The organism is Nocardia sp. alder85J, assembly GCF_020176955.2.
Classification (GTDB): Bacteria; Actinomycetota; Actinomycetes; order Mycobacteriales; family Mycobacteriaceae; genus Nocardia.
The window spans coordinates 973,346-1,000,284 of sequence record NZ_JAIUCZ020000002.1 but is presented as its reverse complement, the minus strand read 5'-3'; the positions used below and the strand labels follow the sequence as shown (position 1 = coordinate 1,000,284).

The following is a 26,939-nucleotide window of genomic DNA, read 5'->3' as shown; positions in this document are numbered from 1 at the left end:
ATCGTGAGAATCGCACTTCTACTGTGGATCCCATGCCCGACGCTTCCCGGACACGTACCAGCTATCTCACCGACGGCGCCGAGATCTATCGGCGATCGTTCGCGACCATCCGGGCCGAGGCCGATCTGGCCCGGTTCCCGGCCGACGTCGCCCAGGTGGTGGTGCGGATGATCCACGCCTGCGGGCAGGTGGATCTGGCGGCGGACGTGGACCACAGCGCCGCGGTGGTGGCGCGGGCCCGGGCCGCGCTGCGCGCCGGAGCGCCGATCCTCTGCGACGCCACCATGGTCGCCTCCGGGGTGACCCGCGCGCGGCTGCCCGCGGACAACGAGGTGCTCTGCCTGCTCGCCGATCCACGGGTGCCCGAACTGGCCCGATCGCTGGGCAACACCCGGTCCGCCGCGGCGCTGGAACTGTGGCGCGACCGCCTCGACGGCGCAGTGGTGGCCGTCGGCAACGCGCCCACGGCGCTGTTCCACCTGCTCGACATGCTCGACGCCGGGGCGCCGCGACCGGCGGCGGTGCTGGGCATCCCGGTCGGCTTCATCGGCGCGGCCGAGTCCAAGCAGGCGCTGGCCGACCACGGCGGCGTCGAATTCCTGACGGTGCACGGGCGGCGCGGCGGCAGCGCGATCACCGCGGCGGCCCTCAACGCGATCGCGAGCGAGCGGGAATGAGCGCGCAGCACGGCAACGGCCCGGTGGCGGGCAAACTCTGGGGAATCGGCCTGGGCCCCGGCGATCCGGAACTGGTGACGGTCAAGGCCGCGCGGATCATCGGCGCGGCCGACGTCGTGGCCTTCCACAGCGCCCGGCACGGCCGCAGCATCTCCCGCGGCATCGCGGCGCCGTACATGCGGCCCGGCCAGCTGGAGGAACACCTGGTCTACCCGGTGACCACCGAGACCACCGACCACCCCGGCGGCTATCAGGGCGCGATGGACGAGTTCTACGAGCAGGCCGCCGAACGCCTGGCGACCCATCTGGCCGCCGGCCGCTCGGTCGCCCTGCTGGCCGCGGGCGACCCGCTGTTCTACAGCTCCTACATGCACATGCACCGACGGCTGGCCGGCCGATTCGAGGCGGAGATCATCCCCGGCGTGACCTCGGTGAGCGCGGCCTCGGCGGCGCTGGCCACCCCGCTGGTCGAGGGTGAGCAGGTACTCACCGTCCTGCCCGGCACCCTGCCCGCCGACGAACTCGCCCGCCGCCTCGCCGCCACCGACGCGGCCGCCGTCATGAAACTGGGCCGCACCTATCCGACCGTGCGGCAAGCACTCTCGGACTCCGGCCGGCTGGACGACGCCTACTACGTGGAACGCGCCAGCACCGGCCGCCAGAAAGTACTGCGCGCCGCCGACGTCGACGACGCGGACGTGCCGTACTTCGCCATCACGCTGCTGCCCGGCCCGCGCCCGACCACCCCGATCCCCCTCACCCGGGAGCCCAGCGGATCCGTGGCGCAGGCGACCGCGACCGCACCGGCGAGCACGGCAGCTACCACAGCGCCACCGGTCGCGGCACACCCCGGCACCGACGACACGGTGCCGCGCTACGGCGCGGGCCGGACAGCCGAATCGGTACCGGTCCGGCATTTCCCCGAGGGCGGCGGCGTGGTCGTCATCGGGCTCGGCCCCGGCGCCACGGCATGGACCACGCCGGAGGTGACGGAGGTGCTCGCCGAGGCGACCGATCTGGTCGGCTACACCACCTATGTGAACCGGGTGCCGCAACGGCCGGGGCAGCGGCGGCACGCCAGCGACAACAAGGTCGAATCCGAGCGGGCCGCCATGGCATTGGACCTGGCCCGCCAGGGCGCCCGGGTGGCGGTCGTGTCCTCCGGCGATCCGGGCGTGTTCGCGATGGCGGCCGCGGTGGTCGAGGAGTCGGCGGACCCGCAGTGGCGGGACGTGCCGGTGCGGGTGCTGCCCGGTGTGACCGCCGCCGGCGCGGTCGCGAGCCGGGTGGGCGCGCCGCTCGGGCACGATTTCGCGATGATCTCGCTGTCGGATCGGCTCAAGCCGTGGGAGACCGTCGCCCAGCGCATCTCGGCCGTGGCCGCCGCCGACATGGCCCTGGCCGTCTACAATCCGGCCTCGTCCCAGCGCACCTGGCAGGTGGCCGCGCTGAAGGATCTGCTGCTGGAACACCGCAAGCCCGGCACCCCGGTGGTCCTGGGCCGCGACGTGGGCGGGCCTGCCGAATCGGTACGGGTGATCACCCTCGCCGAGCTGGATCCCGCCGACGTCGACATGCGCACCCTGCTCATCGTCGGCGCCTCGACCACCGCCGCGTTCGACACCCCCGGCGGCACCCGGGTCTACACTTCCCGGCGCTACCACGGAGGCGTAGCGTACGACATTCCAAAGTAGAATGTAGGTGACGGAAGGGAGCGGTGGTGGCCGACGATCCGGCCGCGCGCGGGCTGAACTCGACCGCGGCGTCGCTGCTGGGGTTCCTGCACGAGGGACCGATGTCCGGCTGGGACCTGGTGACCCTGGCCCAGATTCGCATCGGCGACTTCTGGACCATCACCCAGAGCCAGGTGTATCGCGAACTCGCCGCGATGGACCGCTCCGGACTGGTGACCAAGGGCGAGACCGGGGCCCGCGAGCGCACGCCCTACCGCATCACCGAGGCGGGCCGGGAAGCGTTCGCGCAGTGGATCGCTCGCGATCCCGGCGCCGAGACCATCCGGGTGCCGCTGCTGCTGACGCTGTCGTTCGGGCAGTTCGTCGATCCGGAACGGCTGCGGCGCATCATCGCCGCCAACCGGGCCGTGCACGAGCAGCGGCTCAGCGGCTACCTGATCGGCCTGGCCCAACCGGCCGACCCGGGCTCCCGATTCGACCGCGCCACTGTCGAATTCGGCGTGCGCTACGAGCGGGCGGTGCTGGACTGGTTCGATCAGCTACCCGCGCTGCTGGCCGAGGAGTCCGGCGAACCGGCCTGAGCCAGCAACCAGTCCCGGGCGGCGCCGACGGTATCGGCGACCGGTGCGCCGGGCGGCAGCGGCGGCCGGTCGACCAGCACCACCGGCACCGCGCGCTCCCGGGCCGCGGTCAGCTTGGCCTCGGTCAGCTCGCCGCCGCTGTCCTTGGTGACCAGGACGTCGATGTGACGCTCGGCCAGCAGCCGCAGCTCCTCCGCCACGGTGAACGGCCCACGCGCCAGCAGGATCTCGTGCCGGGGCGGCAGCGCGGCGGTGGGCGGATCGATCGCGCGGATCAGGAACCACGGCCGGGTCAGGTGTGCGAAAGCACCGACGCCCTGCCGGCCGATGGTGAGGAAGATGCGGTCGCCCAGGTCCGCGGCGGCGCCGGCCGCCGCGGCGAGATCCGGCACCCGCAGCCAGCGGTCACCGGTCCGGGCGGGCCAGCCGGGCCGCCGCAGGTGCAGCAGCGGCAGTCCCAGGTCCCCGGCCGCCGCCGCGGCGTGCGCGGACATGGTGCCCGCGAACGGGTGGGTGGCGTCGACGATCGCCTCGATGTCGTTGCCCGCCAGCCATTCCCGCAGTCCGGCGAGGCCGCCGAAACCGCCGACGCGCACCTCGCCGACCGGCAGCACCGGGTCGCGCACCCGACCGGCGAGCGAGGACACGATCTCGAATCCTCGCTCGCCGGTCAGGGTTACGGCGAGTTCCCGGGCCTCCCGGGTACCGCCGAGCAGCAGAATTCTCAGGGCTGGCCGCCGAAATACGCGGAGCCCGCGTCCAGCAGCGCAGGACCACCGGCCACCAGCAGGCCGATCACGCCGCCGAGCAGCGCGGCCGGGATCAGGCCGACACCGAAGAACCACACGCCGATCAGCGCGCCGATGAGCGCACCGACCGCGGCGCCCAGCGACGCGTGCTGCAACTCCGAGAAGAACCAGTCCTGCGCCGAGATGTCCTTCGCCGTGACGACGTGATCGACACGCGGGGTCAGGGTCAGCTGCGAGCCGTCGGCGGAGATGTCCGCGGCCACCTCGCCCTTGCGGTCCTTGGACTCGACGACCAGCGGGTACTGCATGACGATCTGGCCCGCGTCGTTGGTCAGCGTGACCGACTTGCCGGTGGTGTCCAGCGCGAACCTGCCGCCGGTGACCGCGGTGACGATCGACTTCCCGGCGTCGGCGAGCGTGGTGGAGTAGGCGACGCCCTGATCCTCACCGTGCACCGCGGGAGTCACGGTCTGGGTCTGCACCTGGTCGGGGGCCGGCACCGTCGGATCGGCGGCGGCGGTGCCGGCGGCGATGCCGGTCGCGGCGATGGCCACCAGGGCCGTGGCGGTGAACGTGCTGATTCTCATCTGAGTCCCATCGAGTTCGAGCAAGTCCGATATAACAATCGGATTACGACGAACGACCATACCCGGTGACTCGTGTCCGTTTCATCTCGAATCGCGAGGTTTCCCATCGAAGCAAGCATTCTTCACCGCCACCCACTGCGTCACCGGCAGCTGCGGACGCCAGGCGGTGAAGCCACCCAACGGTTCCGCGCGGTACACCTGCATCTTGCCGAGCCGGCCCCCGTGCGCCGCGGCCCAGGTCAGCAGCAGCGCTTCGGATTCGGCGGTGACCGCGTTCGCGACCAGCCGCCCGCCCGGCCGCAACCGCTCCCAGCAGAGGTCGAACAGGTCCGGCTGGGTCAGCCCGCCGCCGAGGAAGATCGCGTCCGGCACCGGCGGTTCCGTCGCCCGCAACACCGCCAGCACCTCACCGCGCACCTCGATGCCGGGCACCCCCAGCGCGGCCGCGTTCGCCACGATCTGCCGCCGGCGCGCCTCGCTGCGCTCGAAGGTGAGCGCGCGGCAATCCGGATGGGTGCGGCACCATTCGATGGCGATCGTGCCGGAGCCACCGCCGACATCCCACAGCAGTTCCCCCGGCGCGGGCGCGAGCGCGGCGATCGACAGCGCCCGCACCTCCGCCTTCGTCATCTGCCCGTCGCCGCCGTACCTGTCGTCGGGCAGGCCGGGCAGCCGGGTCGACCGTGGCGCCTCCGGATCGGCCCGGCACTCGATCGCCACCACCGCCAGCGGATCCCCCGGCGGCAGTGACCAGTTCGCCGCGACCCCGGTCGCGATCCGTTCCGCCGGCCCGCCCAGTTGTTCCAGCACGGTGACCGCCGAACCGCCGAATCCGTTGCGCGCCAGCAGGTCCGCCACCTCGGCCGGTCCGTTCGCGTCCGGCGCCAGCACCAGCACCCGGCGTCCGTCGCCCAGCTCCGGCAGCACCGTCTCCAGCCGTCGCCCGACGATGCTCACCACCGGCGTCCGGTCCAGCGCCCAGCCCAGCCGCGCACACGCCAGCGACGCCGACGACGGCTGCGGCAACACCCGCAATGCCTGCGGCCCGACCAGTTTGGCGAGCGTCACCCCGATCCCGTAGAACATCGGATCCCCGCTGGCGAGCACGCACACCCGGGAATCGGCATGCGCGGCAAGCAGTTCCGGCAGGGCAGGCACCAGCGGCGACGGCCACGGCGCCCGGCGCGGCCCCCGCACCGCCGCGGGCACCAGCCCCAACTGCCGCGCCGACCCGAACACCACCTCCGCCCCCTCGATCGCCGACCGGGCCGCACCGCCGAGCCCGTCCCACCCGTCGGCCCCGATGCCGACCACCGTGATCACTTGTCGCACAGTACTTTTCACCTCACGTACCCTGACCGGGCCGCCCCGTGGCGCCCGGCTGCGGCCGACAGCCCGGACCGGATCACCGCTGCCCGGTTCGCCGTTCCCTGTCGGCCTCCAGCCGCGGCGGGCCGCACCACCCCCGCAGACCCCTGCCCTCGCAACCGGTCCCGGACCCGCGATCCGAACCACGACACCGGCGATCCCGCGCACCCGCCGGACCGGTCCCGGGCACACCGTTGCGGCCGCGCCACCGCTGTGCCCGATGCGCTGTGCAGGATTCGGGCCGTCGCGGCGGGTGATCCCGGCGTCGCGCCCGGCCCGCGGCGCCGGTCACCGGCACTCGATCCGGGTCGCGCCGTAGCAGCCCGCCTCACCGGGGCATCCGGCGCCACACGGACTGCGGGAGGACGCGTGCGACGGCGAACACCAGCCGCAGGATTCCCGGCACCCAGACCCGGTCGGCGCGGCGGTGCAGGGCCGCCACGACCGCGGCGGCCACCTGGTCCGGGGTGCTGGAGAACGGGGCCGGATCCATACCCTCGGTCATCCGGCCGATCACGAAACCGGGGCGGACCAGCAGCAGGTGCACGCCGCTGCCGTGCAGGGCATCGCCGAGTCCCGAGGTGAACCCGTCGAGACCGGCCTTGGCCGAACCGTACACGTAGTTGGCACGCCGCACCCGCACACCCGCGACCGACCCGAACACCACCAGATGCCCGGAACCCTGGGCGCGCAGCAGATTCGCCGCAACCGTGAGCACACTGATCTGCGCGACGTAATCGGTCTGCACCACCGCCACCGCCGCGGCCGGATCGAGTTCGGCCCGAGCCTGATCACCGAGCACCCCGAAGGCCAGCACCACCGCGCCCAACCGGCCGTACTCGGCGGCGAGCTTCTCCAGCAGCGGCTGATGGGCCGCCAGATCGTCGGCATCGAATTCGACCCGATGCACGGCCGCCGCACCCGCCTGCTCGACGGCGGCCTGCTCGGCGTCCAGCTCGCCGCTGCGCCGCGCGGCCAGGATCACCGTCCGGCCCGCCGCGATCCGGCGCACCAGCTCGAGACCCATCTCACTGCGGCCGCCCAGCAGCAGAATCGCACCTTCGTCCAGTTCCCGCACAGCCATGGACAACAGTGTGCCATTGCGGCAGGTCCGCCCGTCCCGGGTACTCGGCCACCCTGTCGGACCCGCTTGGTAGCGTCTGCGCATGACCAGCACGGGCACCCGCATCGAACTGTCCCCCGCCGCCCTCGAGTTCGTGACCGAACGACACCTGGCCACGCTCACCACCCTGCGCGCCGACGGCACCCCGCACGTGGTCGCCGTCGGCTTCACCTGGGACCAGGCGGCCGGGATCGCTCGCGTCATCACCTCCGGCGACTCGGTGAAGGCCCGCAACGCGCAGCGCGGCGGCTACGCGGCGGTCAGCCAGGTCGACGGAGCCCGCTGGCTGACCCTGGAAGGCCCCGCCGAAGTCCTCACCGCCCCCGCCGACGTCACCGACGCCGAACAGCGCTACGCCCACCGCTACCGCACCCCCCGGGAGAACCCGGCCCGCGTGGTACTCGCCATCCGAGTCGGCCGGGTACTGGCCGGCAGCCAGTTGCGCTGAGCCACCGAGGCACCGAGGTTACTGGAGTGCCGGGTGCGGGTTGTGGATTATCCTGGGCCGCAGGTGATTCAGAGCACGGTGAGATCGTGGGGGCGGTGGTTGACCGCTTCGCCGCCGTCCTCGGTGACGATCACGATGTCCTCGATGCGGGCGCCCCACTCGCCGCCGAAGTAGATCCCCGGCTCCACACTGAACGCCATGCCCGGCTCCAGCACCAGGTCGTTGCCCGCCACGATGTAGGGCTCCTCGTGCACCGACAGCCCGATGCCGTGCCCGGTCCGGTGGATGAACGCATCCCCGAAACCGGCCTCGGCCAACAGGTTTCGCGCCACCGCGTCGATCGATTCGGCGGTGACCCCGGGCCGCACCGCCGCCACCGCGGCCGCCTGCGCCGCCGCCAGCACCGCCACCCGCTCGGCGATCTCGGCATCCGGCTCACCCAGCACGTAGGTGCGGGTGGAGTCGGAGAAATAGCCGGGCTCGACCGGTCCGCCGATATCGATCACCACCACGTCACCGGCCTCGATGCGCCGCGCGGACACCTCGTGATGCGGATCGGCGCCGTGGGGCCCGCTGCCGACGATCACGAACTCCGCACCGGTGTGTCCCTCCGCCACGATGGCCGCGGCGATGTCGGCGGCCACCTCGGCCTCGGTGCGCCCGGGACGCAGCCACTCACCCATCCGCGCGTGCACCCGGTCGATGGCCGCACCCGCCCGCCGCAACGCCTCGATCTCCGCCGCGTCCTTGGTCATCCGCAGCCGCCGCAGCACCGGCGTCGCCGAAACCGGCAGAGCGGTCAGCGAATTCGCGATCGGCAGCAGATGCAGTGCGGGCATCGAATCGGCGACGGCCACCCGCGCCCCGGCGTTGACCGCCGACTTCACGACCCGGTACGGGTCGACACCGTCGGTCCAGTCCAGCACCTGCAAGCCCAGCTCACCCGCCGCCGAACCGCCCAGCGCGGCCAGCTCCATCTTCGGGATCACCACCGAGGCCGTCTCCCCGCTCGACGGGATCACCAGGCAGGTCAGCCGCTCGAAGGACTGCGCGCGGGAACCGATCAGGTACAACAGGTCCGGCCCCGGCGTGATCAGCAGCGCGTCCAGATGCGCCGCGCGCGTCAGTTCCGCCGCCCGCTCCAGCCGATTACCGTACACATCCGCCGAAAATCGAGACTCCGTGTGCGCACTCATACCCACCGACACTACAAGCCGGACGGTTCGCTCGCCGGTCGCAGCGCCCGGCGTGCTGCACCGCACCCACACCGGCCAGCGCACCCCGATCCGCCCGGCTAGGCTGCTGATGCTCCGTTCACCGAGGATTCGCCGCGATTCGCGCACCGGCACACCGTGCCCCGCCCGCCCGATTCCACGCCCTCGACGAGCGGGTGGTGAGACCGCACACGCGGAAGGCGACATGGGATGACGGAACCGGACATCGGCGCGCACGCCGACCAGCCCCGGCCGGCACCGGCCCCCGAGCCCGCACCGGCAGACCCGCCCACCGACCGGGAACTCCGCCCGGTACCGCCCCTCGCACCGAATCCGCCCTCCCCCGACCACGCCGGGGCGGCGCCTGCACATGAGCTCACACCGGATCTGCCGACCGCCGAACTGCCACCGATACGACCGGAACCCGGATGGGAACCCGCCGGGCCGCCCGCCGCCGGGCCGCCCTATCCGCCACCTGCTCCGAGTGTGTCGAATCATGTTCTGCCACAACCATATCGATGGCTACTCCACCCCGACCGGAGCTACCGGCCCCGGCACGCCTATCGCCGGGAAGAAGTGCTCCCGCACGAACCGGGCTACGGAACGGATCTCACCCGATTCCACCGACCGGGCTCGGGCATGCCGCTCCCGGTACAGGCCGCCCGAACCCTCGCCTGGGTTCATGCCGCCGGCGGCGTGCTGCTGATCTTCGTCACCGCCCTCTCCTCCGGCGCGATATCGGCCGCGGAGACGCTGGCGACCTACTGCTGTGCCCTGATCCTGGGAGCATCGGCGTTCTTCTTCGAACACGGCGGCAACGGGATACGCACCACGGCCGTCGTGGTCACCGCCGTCTCGGTACTGATCGGCCTCATCGGCCTCGGCCACCCGTACCCCACGGGCCTGCTCGGCCTGGCAGCGAGCATCGCGATCCTGGCGCTGCTGTTCCATCCCGGCGCGGTCACCTGGTTCCGTCGCCCCGCCGCCGATCGCACCCACCCCGAACCGGCCCCGAACCGCTGGTTGCACACCATCGGAGACCTGGCGCCGGAGTTTCCCCGCCGGCTGCGGGACACGCGGCTACCGCAGCCGGCCCATCGCCGGCGATCGCAAGCCGGCCGGGTCGTACCGGCCGCCCGAAGGCGCTGGGAAGCCCGGCGCCGCCACTGATCCGGCGCCGACGCCGCCGGCCGGTCGGCCACGCGTGGATAGACTGCGTTGTGCCCCTGACCTTTCCGTCGCACGCGTTGGCGGTGCTCCCGCTGAAGATCCGCTGGCCGCGACGAGGCGCAGGCGCCGACCTTGTCGGGCCTCCCCTGTAGCGTGAGCAGCCATGAGCTCACCTGCTGCGGGTCCGTTGCTGCTGCTCGACGGGGCCAGTCTGTGGTTCCGGGCCTTCTACGCCATCCCGGACAAGATCACCGCGCCGGACGGCCGGCCGGTGAACGCGCTACGGGGTTTCACCGACATGGTGGCGGCGCTGATCACCCAGCACCGGCCCAGCCGGTTGGCGGTGTGCCTCGATCTCGACTGGCGGCCACGGTTCCGGGTCGACCTGCTGCCCTCGTACAAGGCGCACCGGGTGGCCGAGGAGAGCGGGAGCGGCAGTGTCGAGGAGGTGCCCGATATCCTCACCCCGCAGGTGGACATGATCCTGGAGGTGCTCGGTGCGGCCGGGATCGCCACCGCCGGCGCGGACGGGCTGGAGGCCGACGATGTCATCGGGACCCTCGCCGATCGGGAACGGGACACGCCGGTGATCGTTGTCAGCGGCGACCGCGATCTGCTGCAACTGGTCCGCGACGAGCCCGCTCCGCCGGTGCGGGTGTTCTACGTGGGCCGCGGGCTGGCCAAGGCCGAGTTGTTCGGCCCCGCCGAGGTCTCCGCGAAATACGGTGTGCCGCAGGGTAATGCCGGTCCGGCATACGCCGACATGGCGACCCTGCGCGGCGACGCCTCCGACGGTCTGCCGGGCGTGGCCGGGATCGGCGACAAGTCCGCCGCCGTCCTCATCTCCCGCTTCGGCACCCTGGAGAATCTGGTGGCGGCCGTCCAGGATCCGGCCGCCGACCTGGCCAAGGGGGTGCGGGCGAAACTCGCTGTGGCCGACGACTATCTGAAGGCCGCGGCGCCGGTGGTGCGGGTGGTACGCGACGCGGAGGTCGCGCTCTCCGGCCCGGATCTGCTGCCCGCCACCCCCGCCGATCCCGATCGGCTGCTCGCGCTGGCCGCCGGTTACAACGCCGAGAGCCCGGTGCAGCGGTTGATCAAGGCACTCGGAAAGCGTTGAGGCACAACGAGCCACGGTTACCGGCCGTGGCTCGCCCGCCGGACGGCCGGTCCGCTCGTCAGTTCGGGCGGCCGACCTCGTAGGTGCCGTCGGTCTTGGTGACCTTGACCGTGACGTGCTTCGCCTCGCCGCTGACCTTCAAATCGCAGTTGAAGGTCTTGCCGACCTCGACCTTCTGGCCCGACGGGCAGCTCACACCCTGGACGTCATCGATGCCGTAGGAATCCTTCAGCACCTTCGACACGCCGTCCTGGACGGCCTTGTTGTCCAGCTTGTCGCTGCTGCCCAGGACGAACGCCAGCACCGCGACCACCACCACGATCAGGGCGACGACCGCGCCGAGGACCGCGTAGAGGCCCTTACGGGACTTCTTGCGCGTGGTGGTCAGCGAATCCAGCGACGGCGCCTGGCTGGGCGCCTGCCCCCACTGCGGCTGCTGCCCCCACGGCTGCTGCGGCTGCTGCCCCCATTGCTGTTGCGGCTGCTGGCCCCACTGCGGCGTCTGCTGCTGGGTGGGCTCCCACTGGTGCTGCGTCGTCGGCTGAGCCCACGCGGGCTGGCTCGGCTGATTCCCCCACTGCTGTTGTGGCTGCTGCGACCACTGCGGCTGGGACTGGCCCCAGGGCTGGGCGGCGGGCGGCTGCTGCTGGCCGCTCCAGTTCTGCTGGGTGGGGGCCGCCTGACCACCGGACTGCTGACCGCCCCAGACCTGGGTCGGATCGTTGCTACGCCCCTCCCCTGGACCAGGGGTCTCGTTCGGGCCGAACGGGCCGCTCATCTGCCTGCCTCCACTCGCACTCGTCCTACAACATGTTGCCCCCGCAATGAGAACTCCCGCTCACTACGGCCGGTACACGAAGCCATCCAATCACAGTCCAGCCATGTTGGATGCCTCCCACCACGTTCGGCGGGTCCGGCGCTCGGCGGCCCTGTCACGGCCCTCCTACGCCGCGTCCACCGCGACCACGCCACGGCGGATGGCCCGCACCGCCTTGGCGGCGGTGGCGGCGACCTCCACATCGTCGGCGGTGTTGTGGATCTGGTCCAGCAGGTCGATGACCTGCCGGCACCAGCGCACGAAATCACCCGCCGACAGCGCGTTGCCCTGGTCCCCGCTGGCCAGCAGGGATTCGGCCAGACCGTCGCCGCGCGCCCACTTGTGGATGCCGGTCACGAAGCCCAGATCCGGCTCACGCGTCGGATCCAGCTTGAACCGCGCTTCGTCGGTGCGCAACTCCCCCCACACGGCAATGGTGTCGGCGACCGCCCGGCGGATCGGCGCGGTGGGCCCGGCGGCGCCCAGCACGCCGCCCTCCGAACGGGATTCATACACCAGAATCGACACCACCGCGGCCAGTTCGGCCGGGCCCAGCCCCCGCCAGCGCCACTGCCGCAGGCATTCGGCCACCACCAGATCGGCCTCGGTGTAGATGCGGGCCAGCCGGCGGCCGTCGGCGGTGACCTCGCCGTCGGCGACATAGCCGCGGTCCACCAGCAGCGCCACGATCCGGTCGAAGGTGCGGGCCAGCGAGTTGGTCGTGGTGGCGACCTGCCGGCGCATCGACTCGGTCTCACGCTCCAGCCGGGCGAACCGCTCGCCCGTTCGCGCCAGCTGTTCCCGATCGGGACGGTTGTGCGCCGGATGCGACCGCAGCGCCCGCCGCAACGTCATCAACTCCCGGTCGTCGGCGGCCCGCGCGCGGGCGCCCCGCCGCTGCCGGCCGGGCGGGACCAGTCCGGTGCCGCGCAGCGCGGAGGCCAGGTCGCTGCGGGTGCGGGCGGTGCGGTGGTCGACGTGCCGCGGCAGCCGCATCCGGCCCAGCGGCTGGGCCGGAGTCGGGAAATCAGCGGCGGAGATCCGCCCGGCCCACTTGTCCGCGGTGAGCACCAGCGGGCGGGGGTCGCCCGGCGTCGCATCCGGTTCCAGGATCACCGCCAGGCCCTGCCGACGACCGGCCGGGATCGCGACCACGTCGCCGCGGCGCAGCGCGGTCAGCGAGGCCACCGACTCACCCCGGCGGTCCGCGCGGCCCTGCCGCTCCAGATCGCGTTCGCGCTGCTTCAGCCGATCGCGCAGCGACAGGTACTCCAGCACCGAATCGTCACCGATCTGCGACCGCAGCTTGCGCAACTGCCCCTCGTTGCGCTCGATGCCGCGGATCAGGCCGACCACCGACCGGTCCGCCTGGAACTGCGCGAACGACCGCTCCAGCAGTTCCCGCGACTGCTCGGCCCCCATCCGGTCGATCAGGTTGATCGACATGTTGTAGCCGGGCCGGAACGAACTGCGCAGCGGGTAGGTCCGGGTGGAGGCGAGGCCGGCGACGGCGCTGGTGTCGACGTCGGGATGCCACACCACCACCGCATGCCCCTCGACGTCGATGCCACGGCGACCGGCCCGGCCGGTCAGCTGGGTGTATTCGCCGGGAGTGAGTTCGGCGTGCGATTCACCGTTGAACTTGACCAGCCGCTCCAGCACCACTGTCCGGGCGGGCATGTTGATGCCCAGCGCCAGCGTCTCGGTCGCGAACACCGCCCGCACCAGACCGCGGACGAACAGCTCCTCCACGGTGTGCCGGAACGCCGGCAGCATCCCGGCGTGGTGTGCGGCCAGGCCGCGATGCAGCGCCTCCCGCCAATCCCAGTAGCCGAGCACCTCCAGATCCGCGCGCGGCAGATCGCCGGTGTGCTTCTCGATGATGGCGTCGACCTCGTCGAACTCCTCGGTCCGCGACAGATCCAGCCGCGACCGCAGGCACTGCGCCAGCGCGCCGTCGCACCCGGCCCGGCTGAAGATGAAGGTGATCGCGGGCAGCAGGCCCTCGTCGTCGAGCCGCGCCAGCATCTCCGGGCGCGGGACCGACCGGCCGTCGCGGCGCGGACCGCCACCGCGGTACCGGGGGCCGCTGCCCCAGCCGTTCACCCGGTCGGCGGTCTCGCGGTGCTCGATGTAGCGCACCAGTTCCTTGTCGACGACCACCTTCTGATCGCTCGAGTTCTGGTCGAACAGATCGAACAGCCGCCGCCCGACCAGTACGTGCTGCCACAGCGGGACCGGGCGCGTCTCGTCGACGATGACGGCGGTGTCGCCGCGCACGGTCTCCATCCAGGCGCCGAACTCCTCGGCGTTGCTCACCGTCGCCGACAGGCTGACCAGCCGGACATCGGGCGGCAGATGCAGGATGACCTCCTCCCACACCGCGCCGCGGAAGCGATCGGCCAGATAGTGCACCTCGTCCATGACCACGAACGCCAGCGCGGTGAGCGTGTCGGAACTCGCGTACAGCATGTTGCGCAGCACCTCGGTGGTCATCACCACCACCGGCGCCGTCGGGTTCACCGACTGGTCGCCGGTGAGCAGGCCGACGGTGTCGCGGCCGTACCGCTCGACCAGGTCGGCGTATTTCTGGTTGGACAGCGCCTTGATCGGCGTGGTGTAGAAGCATTTGCCGCCCGCCGCGAGCGCCAGATGCACCGCGAACTCACCGACCACCGTTTTCCCGGCTCCCGTGGGAGCGCAGACCAGCACGCTGTGCCCGCCCTGCAGCGACTCACACGCCTGCTGCTGGAACGGATCGAGAGTGAAGGACAGTTCGGCGGCGAATGCCGCGAGTTCGCCAGTCAGCGACCGTTGTGCCACTCCTCAGAGCGTATCGGACCAGTCCGACACGGGTCGCGTCGTTTTCTCGGACTGCAAGGAAGCGGCCGAGGCGATCGGCTGTGTGGACGCGACGGGATCGGCCGCGCCGATCGCCTCCGACGACCCCGGCAACGGCGACGCCTCGTCGTCGGACAGCGCACCCCAGGTGTCGCCACGACGCCGGCGACGGCGGTCGTTGATCCGCGATATCTGCACCGCGACCTCGAACAACAGGGTCAGCGCGGCGGCCAGCGAGAGCATCGAGATCGGGTCCTGCGGGGTCACGATCGCCGCGAACAAGAACATGCCGAAGATCAGCCCGCGCCGCCATTTCTTCAGCCGCTCGTAGCTGAGGATGCCGATCATGTTGAGGCCCACGACCAGCAGCGGCGTCTCGAAACTCACCCCGAAGATGATCAGCAGCTGAATGATGAAGCCGAAGTATTGCGAGCCGGACAGCGCGGTGATCTGGACGTTGCTGCCGATACCCATCAGGAAGCCGAGGGCGTGCGCGACGACCCAGTACGCCAGCACCGCACCGGCCACGAACAGCAGCGCGCCGGTGCCGACGAACGACAGCGCGTACCGGCGCTCCTTCGCGTACAGCCCGGGTGTGATGAACGCCCACAGCTGGTACAGCCAGACCGGGCAGGCCATGACCACACCGGCGGTCAGCCCGACCTTCAGGCGCAGCATGAACTGCTCGAACGGCGCGGTAGCGAGCAGCCGGCAGGCGCCGTCGGGGCTCAGCGCCGCGCGATGCGAGGCCGGCAGCGAACAGTACGGGCCGCGCAGGATGTCACCGAGACTCTCGATCCCCAGGAACGAGTGCGAATACCAGAGGAACCCGAGAGCCGTCGTGATCGCGACCGCCGCCAGCGCCTTCAGCACCCGGGAGCGCAGCTCCTGCAAGTGCTCGACCAACGACATGGTGCCGTCGGGGTTGACCTTGCGCCGGCTGCGCCGGGGGTCGAACGGGATGCGGATTCGCATGGATGTCTCTGCCTCGTGATCGGCGGCCGGACTCGAACAGTCTCATCGGGCGCTGCCCGGCGCGCCGATCCGGCGCGGGACAACGCCCATCACGGACGGGCACTCGCCCGTCCGGTCGTGCTCGGCCCGGTCAGGCCTTGTGCAGATCCGGGTTGGCCTGTGCCGCCGGGTTCACGGTCGGCTGCGCGGACGGCAGTTCGGCCGGGGCCGGGGTGCTCGCCGCCGGGGTACCGGCCGCGGGCGCGGACTTACCGCCCTCGGTCTGCATCTCCTGCATCTCGCTCTTGAAGATGCGCAGCGACCTGCCCAGGCCACGGGCCGCGTCCGGCAGCCGCTTGGCGCCGAACAGCAGCACGAACACCAGCGCGATCAACAGCCAGTGCGTGGCGCTCAGAGAACCCATCGAAACCTCCAGAAGACGTGGTCCATTCGATGCTACCGGACCGAAGAACAGCCAACTCGCCCGTCAGCTCCCGTTGGCCCGGCGTTTTCCCACCCCGGCCGGACCACCCGCACGGGCCTCGTGCAGCGCCGCCAGCAGTTCGGAACCCGTCCAGGTGCGGGTGTCGCCGCGTTCGGCGGCACCGATCAGCTCCACCAGCCGGCCGTTCACCGGGGTGGGCACCCCGACCATACCGCCCAGATTCACGATCTCCCCGGACAGCCAGGCGATCTCCGTGGGCCGGCCCAGCGCCAGATCGTCGGCCATCGAGGACCGGGCCATCGGGTCCACCGCCAGCACCGATCCGGCCACTCGCCGGAACAGCCCGTCCGGCGCCGTCAGCAGGCGGGCGAGCAGCCGCGGCGGCAACACCGTGAGCCGCGCCGGGCGGATGTGGGCCGCCCGCATCACCGTCAGCGCCTCCGACTGGGCCAGGGCCAGGCAGCGGCGGTAGTCCCGGTGCTGGAGTTCCTCCCGCAAAGACCGCCCGGACAGTGCGTTGATCGGGTTGTTGAGGTTCAGCAGCAGCTTCGCCCACTGCACCGGCAGCAGATCGGCGTGCCTGTCCAGGGGCAGACCGGCCCGGCGGAACAGCGGCCCGAACCGTTGCAGCGCCGGATCGTCGGCAACGGCCAGCCCGCCGTCGGTACCGCGATGAAAGTGCCCGTGCCCGTGATGCACGACATTGAACATCACCACGCCCGCCAGCGTCACGCACGTCGGCAACAGCTCGCGCAGCACCGCGTCGTTGCCGATCCCGTTCTGCAGGCTCAGCACGACCGTGTCCGGCCCGATCCGCTCGGCCAGGGCGCGGGCCGCGTCGGCGGTCTGCCCGGATTTCACCGTGACCAGCACCAGATCCGCGGGGACCGCCGCCGGCGACTGCGCGGTCGCGGGCGATTCCGAGATCGCTGCCGCAGGCGGCTCCGGCTTTGCCGCAAGCGGCTCCGGCGTTGCCGCAGGCGATTCCGGTGTTGCCGCTGCGAGCGGCTCCGGGGCGATGGCCGCGGACGGCGTCGCGGGAACGGTGTCCAGCGCGGTCACCACCCGGAACGCCGCCGACGCCACCCGGTCGTCGCCGCCGTCGAGGTCCGACAGTCGCAATCCGGCCACGGTGATCTCGTCCAGCAGCCGCGGCCGCCCGACGAAGGTGATCTCCGCACCCGCGGCCGCCAGTTTCCCGCCCACGAAGATGCCGATGCTGCCGGCGCCGAACACCGTCACCCGGAACGTCAAGCGGGACCGACCTCCTCGATGGCGGGCCGGTCGAGGTCGGTCTCGGCCAGCGTCCGGTAGGCGTCCAGGGCGGCGCCCGATCGCTCACGCACCGCGGCGACCAGATCGGCCGGACCCAGCACCGTGACGCTCGCGCCGAATCCCAGCAGCAGCCGGGCCATCCAGTCCAGGGTCGCGAATCGCATGGTGGCGTCCACACTGCCGTCCGGGTGGACCGCGACCCGCTGCATCGGGTACTGGTCCAGCACCCAGTCGAAATCGGGGTGGATGCGCAAGTGCGCCAACGGCACCGCCGGAGCACCGGAGAACAGGTCGAGCGCGGCCGACTCGTCGATGGCGTGGCTCGGCGGGCGCGCGGGCTCGGCGAGTTCCACGGCCTCCTCGATGCGGTCGAGCCGGAACAATCGCACGCCCTCGGCCTGCCGGCACCACGCCTGCAAGTAGGAGTTGTTGTCCACCAACACGATCCGGATCGGGTCGACCACCCGCTCGGAGACCACGTCCCGGCTGGCCGAATAGTAGACCAGCCGCAAGGCGCTGCTGCCCGCCAGCGCGGACCGGACCGCGGTGACCGCGGGCGCCTCCACGCGGGTCACCGGAGCGGCCGGGGCGTGCGCGGTGACACCGGCGATGGCCGACTCGATCTTCGCCATCGCCGACTGCGCGGCCGACGGGTCCACCATGCCGGGCAGGTCGGCCAGCGACCGCAGCGCCACCAGCAGCGCGGTCGCCTCGGTCGAGGTCAGCCGCAGCGGGCGATCCATCCCAGCGGAGAAGGTGACCTCGATGCTCTCCTCGGAGAACGACAGATCGATCAGATCACCGGGACCGTAGCCGGGCAGACCGCACATCCACAGCTGGTTCAGATCGCTCATCAGCTGTTTGGTGGTCACGCCGAGATCGTCGGCGGCCTCCGCGGCGCTGATGCCGGGGTGGGCGAGGAAATACGGGACCATGTTCAGCAGCCGCGACAGCCGCGTGGACAACCGACCGCTCAACTGAGCCGAACCTCCTGCAGCACCGATTCCAGCCTTGCGATCACATCGGCCCGCAGATCGGCGGGCGCCAGCACCAGCGCGTCCGCCCCGAGGCCGGTGATCAGCCGGGCCAGCCAGCCCCGCGACCGCACCGGCACCTCGACGATCGCGCCCGGCCGGCCGCCGAGAACACGTTCCTCCACCAACACGCCCAGCCGGCGGATCTCCTGGGCGCGGCCGTCGGCGATCCATACGGTGGCGCTACCGATCACCGGCGCGGCGCCGGTCACCTCGGTGACGATCCGGCGCAGGTCGACGCCCTCCGGCTTGTGCACGGCGTTCTCCGGACCGTACGCGGTGACATCCTCCCCGATCCGGGACAGCCGGAAGGTGCGTGGCGCGGCCCGGACCCGGTCGTAGCCGACCAGGTACCAGCGGCCGTGGTGGGTCACCACACCCCACGGCTCCACATCACGCATCACATACGGTTCCCGCTGCGAGACCCGATGTTCGAAGCGCACCGCGCGGCCCGCGTCGACGGCCGCCAGCAGTTTGCCCAGCGCGGCGTCCGAACCTCGGGTGCGGGCCGGGACCGACGGCACCGAGGCCACCGCCGCGTCCGGCTCCACATGGATGCCGGCCGCCCGGAGCTTCAGCAGCGCGCTCTCGGCCGCGGCCGCCAGCTCCGGCGACTCCCACAACTGCACGGCCACCGCGACCGCGGCGGCCTCCTCGCTGGTCAGATCGATGTCGGGCAGCTCGTACGCATCGCGATTGATGCGGTACCCCTCCTGCGCGGTGTACCGGCTGACCGGCCCGACCTCCAGCGGAATGCCCAGGTCACGCAGCTCGGCCTTGTCGCGCTCGAACATGCGGCTGAACGCCTCGTCGCTGGCGGAGTCGTCGTATCCGGCCACGCTGTCGCGAATCCGCTCCGCGGTCAGGAACTGCCGGGTCGACAGCAGCGCGATGACCAGATTCATCAGCCGCTCGACCTTGGATATCGCCACCCGATAGAGAGTAATCGGCAGACGTGCGCCCCGTCGTCCCGGTCTGGGTGTCCGGGACGGCGGGGCGTGTCGCACCGCGGCGGTGCGGGCCGAACTACATCGAGGCGATCAGCCGGTCGACGCGCTCGTCGACCGAACGGAACGGGTCCTTGCAGAGCACCGTGCGCTGGGCCTGATCGTTGAGCTTCAGGTGCACCCAGTCGACGGTGAAATCGCGACCGGCCTCCTGAGCGGCGGTGATGAAGTCGCCGCGCAGCTTGGCCCGGGTGGTCTGCGGCGGCGTGGTGACCGCCGCGTCGACCGCCTCGTCCTCGGTGACCCGCTTGGCCAGGCCCTTGCGCTGCAACAGGTCGAACACGCCGCGACCACGCTTGATGTCGTGGTAGGCCAGATCCAGCTGGGCGATCTTGGGATCGGACAGCTCCATGTTGTAGCGGTCCTGGTAGCGCTGGAACAGCTTGCGCTTGATCACCCAGTCGATCTCGGTGTCGACCTTGGCGAAATCCTGCGCCTCGACGGCGTCGAGGGTGCGGCCCCACAGGTCCACCACCGCGTCGACCTGCGGATCCCGCTCGCGGTTGCGCAGATGCTCGACGGCGCGGGTGTAGTACTCGCGCTGGATGTCGAGGGCGCTGGCCTGCCGCCCGCCGGCCAGCCGCACCGGGCGACGGCCGGTCAGGTCGTGGCTGACCTCGCGGATGGCCCGGATCGGATTGTCGAGCGCGAAGTCGCGGAAGGAGACGCCGGCCTCGATCATCTCCAGCACCAGCGACGCGGTGCCCACCTTCAGCATCGTGGTGGATTCGGCCATGTTCGAATCGCCGACGATGACGTGCAGGCGCCGGTACTTCTCCGCGTCGGCGTGCGGCTCGTCGCGGGTGTTGATGATCGGCCGCGACCGGGTGGTGGCCGACGACACACCCTCCCAGATGTGCTCCGCCCGCTGCGAGAGGCAGAAGGTCGCCGCCTTCGGCGTCTGGAGCACCTTGCCGGCGCCGCAGATCAGCTGGCGGGTGACCAGGAACGGCAACAACACGTCGGAGATCCGGGAGAATTCCCCGGCCCGCACCACGAGGAAGTTCTCGTGGCAGCCGTAGGAGTTGCCCGCGGAGTCGGTGTTGTTCTTGAACAGATAGATGTCCCCGCCGATGCCCTCCTCTGCCAGCCGCTGCTCGGCGTCGATCAACAGCTCCTCGAGTACCCGCTCACCGGCCCGATCGTGCGTGACCAGCTGCACGAGCGAGTCACATTCGGCCGTGGCGTACTCCGGATGGGAGCCGACGTCGAGGTAGAGGCGGGCACCGTTGCGGAGGAATACGTTCGAGCTACGGCCCCAGGAAACCACCCGGCGGAAAAGATACCGGGCCACCTCGTCAGGGCTCAACCGACGGTGGCCGTGGAACGTACACGTCACCCCGAATTCGGTCTCGATCCCCATGATTCGTCGCTGCACCCTATCGACATTACAGCGCTCGAATGCCGGTACGGGGCTGTCGGCGGGACCCGTTATATATGGGTTCACAACGATCGGGTATGGCGGGGGGTGGAACCAGACCCCGCACCTGCGTAAACACCCGCTACGCCCACATGAACGAGTCCGGCCCCTCGGCACTCGGTGGTAACGAGTGCCAGGGGCCGGACCCGAGGTGCGGAACGGGCTACGGGTTGGAAGGGTCTCCCGCCGAAGGGGTTTCGGACTCTTCCGGCGCACCGTCGGCCGCGGGCTGCTTCGCGCCCTCGGTCGCGGTGCTCAGCAACTCCTCCAGGGTGGGCCCGCCGATGCGCCGGAAGGACCGGCGCGGACGGGACTGCTCCAGCGTGGCGACCTCCAGCGAGCCTACGCCGATGGCGCGCTTCTCCTTGTCGGCCTCCGGGCTGCCCTTCTGCAACGCCTGCACGGCGACGCCGATCGCCTCGGCCAGATCCAGGCCGGACCGATACGACGACTTCAGCGCGGTGACGATGGGGTCGGTGTTACCGCCCATCACCACGTACTGCCGCTCGTCGACGATGGAACCGTCGAAGTTGATCCGGTACAGCACCGAATTCTCCGACTGCCCCGGATAGCCGACCTCACCGATGCAGATCTCCACCTCGAACGGCTTCAACTGATCGGTGAAGATGGTGCCCAGCGTGGACGCGTACATGTTCGCCAGCGCCCGGCCGGTGACATCGCGCCGGTCGTACTGGTAACCACGCAGGTCGGCCTGCAGAATGCCGCCCCGCCGCAGATTCTCGAATTCGTTGTACTTGCCCACGGCCGCGAACCCGATGCGGTCGTACAACTCACTCACCTTGTGCAGCGTCGCCGAGGGATTCTCCGCGACGAACAGCACACCCTTGTCGTACACCAGCACCACGACACTGCGGCCCCGGGCGATGCCTTTGCGCGCAAGTTCCGTCTTGTCGCGCATGATCTGTTCGGCCGACGCGTAGTACGGCAGTGTCATGCTGTGACGCTCCCTTCCGAAGACGAGGCGGCCGCACCGGCCGACCGCTCGTCGACGATCGACCGGGCGATCTCCGCCAGCCGCTCGTCCGACACTTCCTCCGCACCCTCGGCGTCGATCACGATCGCCGTGGGATAGATGTTGCGCAGCAGGTCCGGCCCGCCGGTGGCGGTGTCGTCGTCGGAGGCGTCCAGCAGTGCCTCGACCGCGATCCGCAGGGCGCGGGACTGGTCGATGCCGCGGCGGTACGTCTTCTTGAGCGACGACTTGGCGAACAACGAACCCGAACCGACCGCGGTGTAGCCGAAGCGCTCCTCGCTGCGACCGCCGACCACGTCGTAGGACACCATGCGGCCGGACCGATCGGGATCGGTCGCGGCCGGGTCGTAGCCGACCAGGATCGGCACCACGGCCAGGCCCTGCATGGCGGCCGGCAGGTTGTCTCGGACCATCTTCGACAGCTTGTTGGCCTTACCGTCGAAGGTGAGGGACACGCCCTCGATCTTCTCGTAGTACTCCAGCTCCACCGCGAACAGCCGGATCATCTCGACCGCCACCCCCGCCGTGCCGGCGATGCCCGCCGCGGAATAGGTGTCGGTGATGTAGACCTTCTCCATGTCGCGGCTGGCGAGCAGGTTGCCCTGGGTCGCGCGGCGGTCACCGGCGATCAGGACGCCGCCGCGGTAGGCGACCGCGACGATCGTGGTGCCGTGCGGGGCGATGTCCGGCGACGCCGCCCCACGGGGGGCGGCGTCGGCTACGGCAGCGAAACGGTTGGAAGGCAACAGTTCCGGCGCGTGCTCTCGCAGGTGTTCGGAGAAGGATGACAAGGCGTACCCCGGGTGGAGACGCATGGGGTCACCGGATGTCACTGGCCGCCTTTCTGAACGTATGCGCGCACGAAGTCCTCGGCGTTCTCCTCGAGCACGTCATCGATCTCGTCGAGCAGGTCGTCGGTCTCCTCCGCCAGCTTCTCGCGACGCTCCTGTCCGGCCGCACCGTCCCCGCTCGGGCCCTCGTCCTCGTCGCCGCCACCGGCGCGCTTGGTCTGCTCTTGTGCCATAGCAGCCGACCTCCTCGTGTACTGATCTTCGGCGAGCACCGGAGAAGATCCGGCGCTCGTACCCCAACACTACCCATCAGCGGTGACAACATGCAGTATCTTTGGCCTCCGCTTCGCTCCGGCGGGTTCGCCGGCCTTGAGTCTCGATCCTTCCCTCCTCCGCTCCTCCGCTCCGTCGGTCCAGGATCGAGACGGGCGGCGAACAACTTTGTGAGGCTTTGCTGTCCGGCCGGGGCGGGCGGCGCGAGCTCAGTGGGTCAGCTGTTCCACCAGTTCCGCTGCGGTGTCCACGCCGTCGAGCAGCTTTCCGACATGCGATTTCGTACCCCGGCGCGGCTCCAGGGTGGGGATGCGGACCAGGGAGTCGCCACCCAGGTCGAAGATCACCGAATCCCAGCTGGCGGCCGCGATGTCGGCGCCGAAGCGGCGCAGGCACTCGCCGCGGAAGTAGGCCCGGGTGTCGGTGGGCGGGTTGGTCATCGCGTCGACCACCTGCTGCTCGGTGACCAGACGTTGCATCGAGCCGCGCGCCACCAGGCGGTTGTAGAGGCCCTTGTCGAGGCGGACGTCCGAGTACTGCAGGTCGACCATGTGCAGTTTGGGGGCGGCCCAGCCGAGGCCCTCGCGGTTGCGCATGCCTTCCAGCAGACGCAGTTTCGCGGGCCAGTCCAGCAGGTCGGCGCATTCCAGCGGATCGCGCTCGAGCAGGTCCAGGACGTGCGCCCACTTCTCCAGGACGTCGATGACGCGGGCGTCGTCGGTGCCCTGGCGGGAGTGGAACTTCGCGGCCCGGTCCAGGTAGATGCGTTGCAGCGCAAGGGCGGTCAGTTCGCGGCCATCGGACAGGGCTACCACCGCGCGCAGCGTCGGATCGTGGCTGATCTGGTGCACGGCCGTGACCGGGCGGGCCAGTTGCAGATCCGAGAGATCCTCGCCGGCCTCGATCAGATCCAGCACCAGGGCGCTGGTGCCGACCTTCAGATAGGTGGACCACTCGGCCAGGTTGGCATCGCCGATGATCACGTGCAGGCGGCGGTACTTGTCGGCGTCGGCGTGCGGCTCGTCGCGGGTGTTGATGATGCCGCGCTTGAGGGTGGTCTCCAGGCCGACCTCGACCTCGATGTAGTCGGCGCGCTGCGACAGCTGGAAACCGGCCTGGTCACCGGACTGCCCCATGCCGACCCGGCCGGAGCCGCAGACCACCTGGCGGGACACGAAGAACGGGGTGAGCCCCACGATGATCTGGTTGAACGGCGTCTCCCGGCTCATCAGGTAGTTCTCGTGGGTGCCGTACGAGGCACCCTTGCCGTCGACGTTGTTCTTGTACAGCTGCATCCGGGGCGCGCCGGGCACACTCGAGGCGTAGCGGGCGGCGGCCTCCATGACGCGTTCACCGGCCTTGTCCCAGATCACCGCGTCCAGCGGATCGGTGACCTCGGGCGCGGAGTACTCCGGGTGCGCGTGGTCGACGTAGAGGCGAGCGCCGTTGGTGAGGATCATGTTGGCCGCGCCGACCTCGTCGGCGTCGATCACCGGCGCCGGGCCGTTGAGCCGGCCGAGATCGAATCCGCGCGCGTCCCGCAGCGGCGACTCGACCTCGTAGTCCCAGCGCGTGCGCTTGGCCCGCGGCACGCCCTCGGCCGCCGCATAGGCCAGCACGGCCTGGGTGGACGTGAGAATCGGGTTGGCCGACGGCTCGGAGGGCGTCGAGATGCCGTACTCGACCTCGATTCCGATGATGCGCTGCATATGTCGAGACTAGGCGACGACCGGCGAAACTCGCAGATACCCCCGCGCGGTTCGCCGGTACGAGGACAACGCCACCCATGCGGTTTCGGCTATGTTTGTCGGACCGGACCCGTACCGTCGGCGGCGTTCGCTTCCCGGCGAGCGCAGTGCCGGTGGCTCGCCTGGCCGCCGAAGTCGTCACCATAGTCAGCGTCATAGTCAGCGTCGTCACCGTCCTCGCCGTTCCGTTCGCTCACCGTGCATCGCATTCGATTCCGCAGACCGTCCACCGAGTCGTCCACTCCCCGCTGCACCCCGGGAGTCGCCGACTACCGAAAAGTGTTCGCTGTCGCACAGATTGGGGTAGGCGTCATGTCGTTTCCACAGTCCGGCCCCGGCCCGGTGGTACCCGCCGATCCGATTCCGGAGAGGTTGCCGGTATTCGAGCCCGAGTCCTCGACTTCGGAGCTCGACACCCGGTCGGCAGCGGCCGGTAACAGGCCACCGGCACCGATCGCCCACACGGAATCATCGGCACTTCGGCCCGACGCGAGACCATCGGCGCCCCGATCCGACCTCGAGTCGCCGAAGGCTCGGTCCGGCACCGGACCGCCCCCGGCCGGGCTCGACACCGAACTACCCGCCACTCGATCCGGCGCCGAACCGTCCGCGACCCGGTCGGGCACCGGACCGCCCACGGCCCGATCCGACACCCAGTCGTGTGCGGCCTTGTCCGGCACCGGACCGCCCGCGGCTCGGCCCGACCGCGACCCGGCCGCGGCCCGGGTCGGCAGCGAGCTACCGGTGGCCCGGTTCGACACGGAGTTGCCGGCAGCAAGGCCCGGCCGCCGGATGTCCGAGGCTTCGACCGGCGCCGGGGTGCCGACGGAACGGTCGGGCGGCAGGGCTTCACGGTGGCACGGGTCGTCGGCATCGGTGCTCGCCGGACTGCTGGTGCTCGGGCTCGTGTGCGGGCCGATGGTGTCGCGGTGGATGGCGGGCGTGCCGCGGGTGCAGACGGCGGTCACCATCTTCACCGGCGTGTTCGTGCAAGCGGTGCCGTTCCTGGTACTCGGGGTGCTGATCAGCGGGGCGATCGCGGCTTTCGTCTCGCCCGAGCTGTTGCGGAAGTTGTTGCCGCGCAACGAGTCCGCCGCCGTGGTGGTGGCCGGGGCGGCGGGCATCGCGTTGCCGGGCTGCGAATGCGGGGTGGTGCCGGTGGCGCGGCGGCTGATGGATCAGGGGGCGCCCGGCGCGGCGGCGTTCGCCTTCCTGTTGTCGGCCCCGGCGGTGAATCCGGTGGTGCTGGTGGCGACGGCGGTGGCCTTTCCGGGGCAGCCGGGCATGGTGGCGGGCCGGTTCGCCGGATCACTGGCGACCGCGTTCGTGATGGGGTGGTTGTGGGCGCGATTCGGCCGGCCCGAATGGTTCACCGCACGGCCGCATGGACACGAGCATCATGTGCCGGGGCGATCGCGGTGGGTGGTCTTCACCGAGGCGGCGCGGCACGATTTTCTCCAGGCCGCGGCATTTCTCGTGATCGGCGCGGCGGCCGCTGCCGCACTGCACGTCCTGGTCCCGGCCGAATGGTTCCGGTCGCTCGCCGGGCAGCCGGTGGCATCGGTGCTGGTGCTGGCCGCGCTGGCGGTGGTGCTGGCGCTCTGTTCGGAGGCAGACGCGTTCGTGGCGTCGAGCATGTCGAGCCTGCCGTTGCTGCCGCGGCTGGTGTTCCTGGTGGTCGGCCCCGCGGTCGACGTGAAGTTGTTCGCGATGCAGGCCGGGACGTTCGGGCGGCGCTTCGCGCTGCGCTTCGCCCCGGCGACGTTCGTCGTCGCCACCGTCTGCGGCAGCGTGGCCGGTGTGATCTTCCTGGGAGGGGTGCGATGACCCGCATCGCGCAGAATTTCGTCCTGTTGCTCATCGGCACCGCGGTGCTGAAGACCGCCGCCGACGGCACCTACCTACGTTATGTCAAGCCCGCACTGGGCCCGTTCCTGCTGGCCAGCGGCACGATCCTGGTGCTGCTCGCCCTCGTGGCGCTGGGCCGCGACCTGCGCCGGACGCGCGCCGATCCCGGTCACGATCCCGAACCCGGCCACGACCACCCCGGGCGCCCGCACTGGTTGCTGCTGGCCCCGATCGCCGCGCTGCTGATCGTGGTGCCGCCCGCGCTGGGCGCCGGCTCGGTGCAGTCCGGCAGTACCGCGCAGGCCAGTGTGGGCAAGCCGGGCAACACCGTCGACGGCAAATACGACTTCCCACCGCTGCCGGCGGGCCCGGCACCCACGGTCGGGATGTTCGACCTGATCGACCGCGCCTCCTACGACTCCAGCGGCGAACTGGACCGCCGTGACGTGACGGTGATCGGCTTCATCGTGCGCACGGCCGCCGACGGCGCACCCCGCACCGACGGCACCCGTACCGGCGTCGACCTGGCCCGCCTGGTGATCACATGCTGCGTGGCCGACGCCCAGACCATGCGCATCCACCTCGCCGGCACGTTCCCGCCACCCACCGACGACACCTGGGTGACCGTCCGCGGACGGATCCAGCCCGACTCGGCCGTCCCGAATACCCAGATGACCCCGACACTCGTCGTCACCGATCTGCACACCATGCCGACACCAGCCCGCGTCTACGGCTGATCGGCCCGCCCCACTTCGTCCACC

At 70.9% G+C, this 26,939-nt stretch carries 25 protein-coding genes; 8 read left to right on the top strand and 17 right to left on the bottom strand.

The annotated features are described in order from the left end of the window. Positions 1 to 32 precede the first annotated feature (32 nt). The 3 genes from LBW94_RS10675 to LBW94_RS10665 are packed head-to-tail and all read left to right on the top strand — an operon-like array spanning position 33 to position 2,952. Positions 33 to 677 (top strand): precorrin-8X methylmutase, encoded by a 645-nt coding sequence (locus LBW94_RS10675; RefSeq protein ID WP_225053556.1) that lies wholly within the window; start codon positions 33 to 35, stop codon positions 675 to 677. Next, positions 674 to 2,371: a precorrin-3B C(17)-methyltransferase gene (gene cobJ / locus LBW94_RS10670; RefSeq protein ID WP_225053555.1), complete on the top strand. Its 1,698-nt coding sequence runs from the start codon at positions 674 to 676 to the stop codon at positions 2,369 to 2,371. Before LBW94_RS10675 ends, cobJ begins: the two co-directional genes overlap by 4 nt. Before the next feature lie 23 nt (positions 2,372 to 2,394). After that, positions 2,395 to 2,952: a PadR family transcriptional regulator gene (locus LBW94_RS10665; protein ID WP_225053553.1), complete on the top strand. Its 558-nt coding sequence runs from the start codon at positions 2,395 to 2,397 to the stop codon at positions 2,950 to 2,952. Here LBW94_RS10665 and LBW94_RS10660 read toward each other — a convergent pair. From LBW94_RS10660 to LBW94_RS10645, 4 genes are all read right to left on the bottom strand, one after another. Then, positions 2,907 to 3,680 (bottom strand): cobalt-precorrin-6A reductase, encoded by a 774-nt coding sequence (locus LBW94_RS10660; protein WP_225053854.1) that lies wholly within the window; start codon positions 3,678 to 3,680, stop codon positions 2,907 to 2,909. The two genes, LBW94_RS10665 and LBW94_RS10660, sit on opposite strands and share 46 nt — an antisense overlap. Then, complete coding sequence (locus tag LBW94_RS10655) at positions 3,677 to 4,288, bottom strand: hypothetical protein (protein ID WP_225053551.1); 612 nt, start codon at positions 4,286 to 4,288, stop codon at positions 3,677 to 3,679. The genes LBW94_RS10660 and LBW94_RS10655 overlap by 4 nt, the downstream gene beginning before the upstream one ends. An 81-nt stretch (positions 4,289 to 4,369) precedes the next feature. Next, positions 4,370 to 5,620 (bottom strand): precorrin-6y C5,15-methyltransferase (decarboxylating) subunit CbiE, encoded by a 1,251-nt coding sequence (gene cbiE / locus LBW94_RS10650; RefSeq protein ID WP_225053550.1) that lies wholly within the window; start codon positions 5,618 to 5,620, stop codon positions 4,370 to 4,372. Between the two features lie 364 nt (positions 5,621 to 5,984). Then, positions 5,985 to 6,740: an SDR family NAD(P)-dependent oxidoreductase gene (locus tag LBW94_RS10645; protein WP_225053548.1), complete on the bottom strand. Its 756-nt coding sequence runs from the start codon at positions 6,738 to 6,740 to the stop codon at positions 5,985 to 5,987. Between the two features lie 82 nt (positions 6,741 to 6,822). On the opposite strand from LBW94_RS10645, the gene LBW94_RS10640 reads away from it, so the two are divergent. Further along, entirely contained in the window at positions 6,823 to 7,227 is a 405-nt protein-coding gene (locus tag LBW94_RS10640) for a PPOX class F420-dependent oxidoreductase (protein WP_323137825.1), read from the top strand. A gap of 68 nt (positions 7,228 to 7,295) precedes the next feature. On the opposite strand, the gene LBW94_RS10635 is transcribed toward LBW94_RS10640, so the two are convergent. After that, positions 7,296 to 8,423 (bottom strand): M24 family metallopeptidase, encoded by a 1,128-nt coding sequence (locus LBW94_RS10635; protein ID WP_225053546.1) that lies wholly within the window; start codon positions 8,421 to 8,423, stop codon positions 7,296 to 7,298. 657 nt (positions 8,424 to 9,080) lie between these two features. Between LBW94_RS10635 and LBW94_RS10630 the strand changes: the two genes are divergently transcribed. Next, a complete protein-coding gene (locus LBW94_RS10630) occupies positions 9,081 to 9,611 on the top strand; it encodes a hypothetical protein (protein WP_225053545.1) in 531 nt (176 codons plus the stop codon). A gap of 163 nt (positions 9,612 to 9,774) precedes the next feature. Continuing rightward, positions 9,775 to 10,731, top strand: a complete 957-nt coding sequence (locus LBW94_RS10625; RefSeq protein WP_225053543.1) for a 5'-3' exonuclease — start codon at positions 9,775 to 9,777, stop codon at positions 10,729 to 10,731. Between the two features lie 58 nt (positions 10,732 to 10,789). On the opposite strand, the gene LBW94_RS10620 is transcribed toward LBW94_RS10625, so the two are convergent. The 12 genes from LBW94_RS10620 to dop form a co-directional block, all read right to left on the bottom strand. Then, the gene (locus tag LBW94_RS10620) at positions 10,790 to 11,509 is read right to left on the bottom strand and encodes a DUF4333 domain-containing protein (RefSeq protein ID WP_225053541.1); all 720 of its coding nucleotides are present in this window, start codon (positions 11,507 to 11,509) and stop codon (positions 10,790 to 10,792) included. A gap of 165 nt (positions 11,510 to 11,674) precedes the next feature. After that, positions 11,675 to 14,371 (bottom strand): DEAD/DEAH box helicase, encoded by a 2,697-nt coding sequence (locus LBW94_RS10615; RefSeq protein ID WP_225053539.1) that lies wholly within the window; start codon positions 14,369 to 14,371, stop codon positions 11,675 to 11,677. 3 nt (positions 14,372 to 14,374) lie between these two features. Then, positions 14,375 to 15,358, bottom strand: a complete 984-nt coding sequence (gene tatC, locus LBW94_RS10610) for a twin-arginine translocase subunit TatC (protein WP_225053850.1) — start codon at positions 15,356 to 15,358, stop codon at positions 14,375 to 14,377. Between the two features lie 136 nt (positions 15,359 to 15,494). Further along, positions 15,495 to 15,767: a Sec-independent protein translocase subunit TatA gene (gene tatA / locus LBW94_RS10605; RefSeq protein ID WP_225053537.1), complete on the bottom strand. Its 273-nt coding sequence runs from the start codon at positions 15,765 to 15,767 to the stop codon at positions 15,495 to 15,497. Between the two features lie 63 nt (positions 15,768 to 15,830). Next, positions 15,831 to 17,042 carry a 2-dehydropantoate 2-reductase gene (locus LBW94_RS10600; RefSeq protein WP_225053536.1) on the bottom strand — a complete coding sequence of 404 codons (1,212 nt, stop codon included), beginning with the start codon at positions 17,040 to 17,042 and terminating at the stop codon, positions 15,831 to 15,833. Next, on the bottom strand, positions 17,039 to 18,040 hold the full coding sequence (locus LBW94_RS10595) for a helix-turn-helix transcriptional regulator (RefSeq protein ID WP_225053534.1): 1,002 nt from the start codon (positions 18,038 to 18,040) through the stop codon (positions 17,039 to 17,041). The genes LBW94_RS10600 and LBW94_RS10595 overlap by 4 nt, the downstream gene beginning before the upstream one ends. Beyond that, the gene (locus tag LBW94_RS10590) at positions 18,037 to 19,029 is read right to left on the bottom strand and encodes a helix-turn-helix transcriptional regulator (RefSeq protein WP_225053532.1); all 993 of its coding nucleotides are present in this window, start codon (positions 19,027 to 19,029) and stop codon (positions 18,037 to 18,039) included. Before LBW94_RS10590 ends, LBW94_RS10595 begins: the two co-directional genes overlap by 4 nt. 94 nt (positions 19,030 to 19,123) lie before the next feature. Further along, positions 19,124 to 20,482, bottom strand: coding sequence for a Pup--protein ligase (pafA, locus tag LBW94_RS10585; protein WP_225053531.1), 1,359 nt, complete (start codon positions 20,480 to 20,482; stop codon positions 19,124 to 19,126). 205 nt (positions 20,483 to 20,687) lie between these two features. Then, positions 20,688 to 21,479, bottom strand: a complete 792-nt coding sequence (prcA, locus tag LBW94_RS10580; RefSeq protein ID WP_225053529.1) for a proteasome subunit alpha — start codon at positions 21,477 to 21,479, stop codon at positions 20,688 to 20,690. Beyond that, positions 21,476 to 22,333: a proteasome subunit beta gene (prcB, locus tag LBW94_RS10575; RefSeq protein WP_255633572.1), complete on the bottom strand. Its 858-nt coding sequence runs from the start codon at positions 22,331 to 22,333 to the stop codon at positions 21,476 to 21,478. Before prcB ends, prcA begins: the two co-directional genes overlap by 4 nt. Before the next feature lie 14 nt (positions 22,334 to 22,347). Continuing rightward, positions 22,348 to 22,542, bottom strand: a complete 195-nt coding sequence (locus LBW94_RS10570; RefSeq protein ID WP_225053527.1) for a ubiquitin-like protein Pup — start codon at positions 22,540 to 22,542, stop codon at positions 22,348 to 22,350. Between the two features lie 249 nt (positions 22,543 to 22,791). Further along, positions 22,792 to 24,291: a depupylase/deamidase Dop gene (gene dop, locus LBW94_RS10565; protein ID WP_225053525.1), complete on the bottom strand. Its 1,500-nt coding sequence runs from the start codon at positions 24,289 to 24,291 to the stop codon at positions 22,792 to 22,794. Positions 24,292 to 25,122: 831 nt separating this feature from the next. On the opposite strand from dop, the gene LBW94_RS10560 reads away from it, so the two are divergent. Continuing rightward, the gene (locus tag LBW94_RS10560; protein WP_225053523.1) at positions 25,123 to 26,157 is read left to right on the top strand and encodes a permease; all 1,035 of its coding nucleotides are present in this window, start codon (positions 25,123 to 25,125) and stop codon (positions 26,155 to 26,157) included. Continuing rightward, positions 26,154 to 26,915 (top strand): TIGR03943 family putative permease subunit, encoded by a 762-nt coding sequence (locus LBW94_RS10555; RefSeq protein ID WP_225053521.1) that lies wholly within the window; start codon positions 26,154 to 26,156, stop codon positions 26,913 to 26,915. Before LBW94_RS10560 ends, LBW94_RS10555 begins: the two co-directional genes overlap by 4 nt. Positions 26,916 to 26,939: the final 24 nt, after the last annotated feature.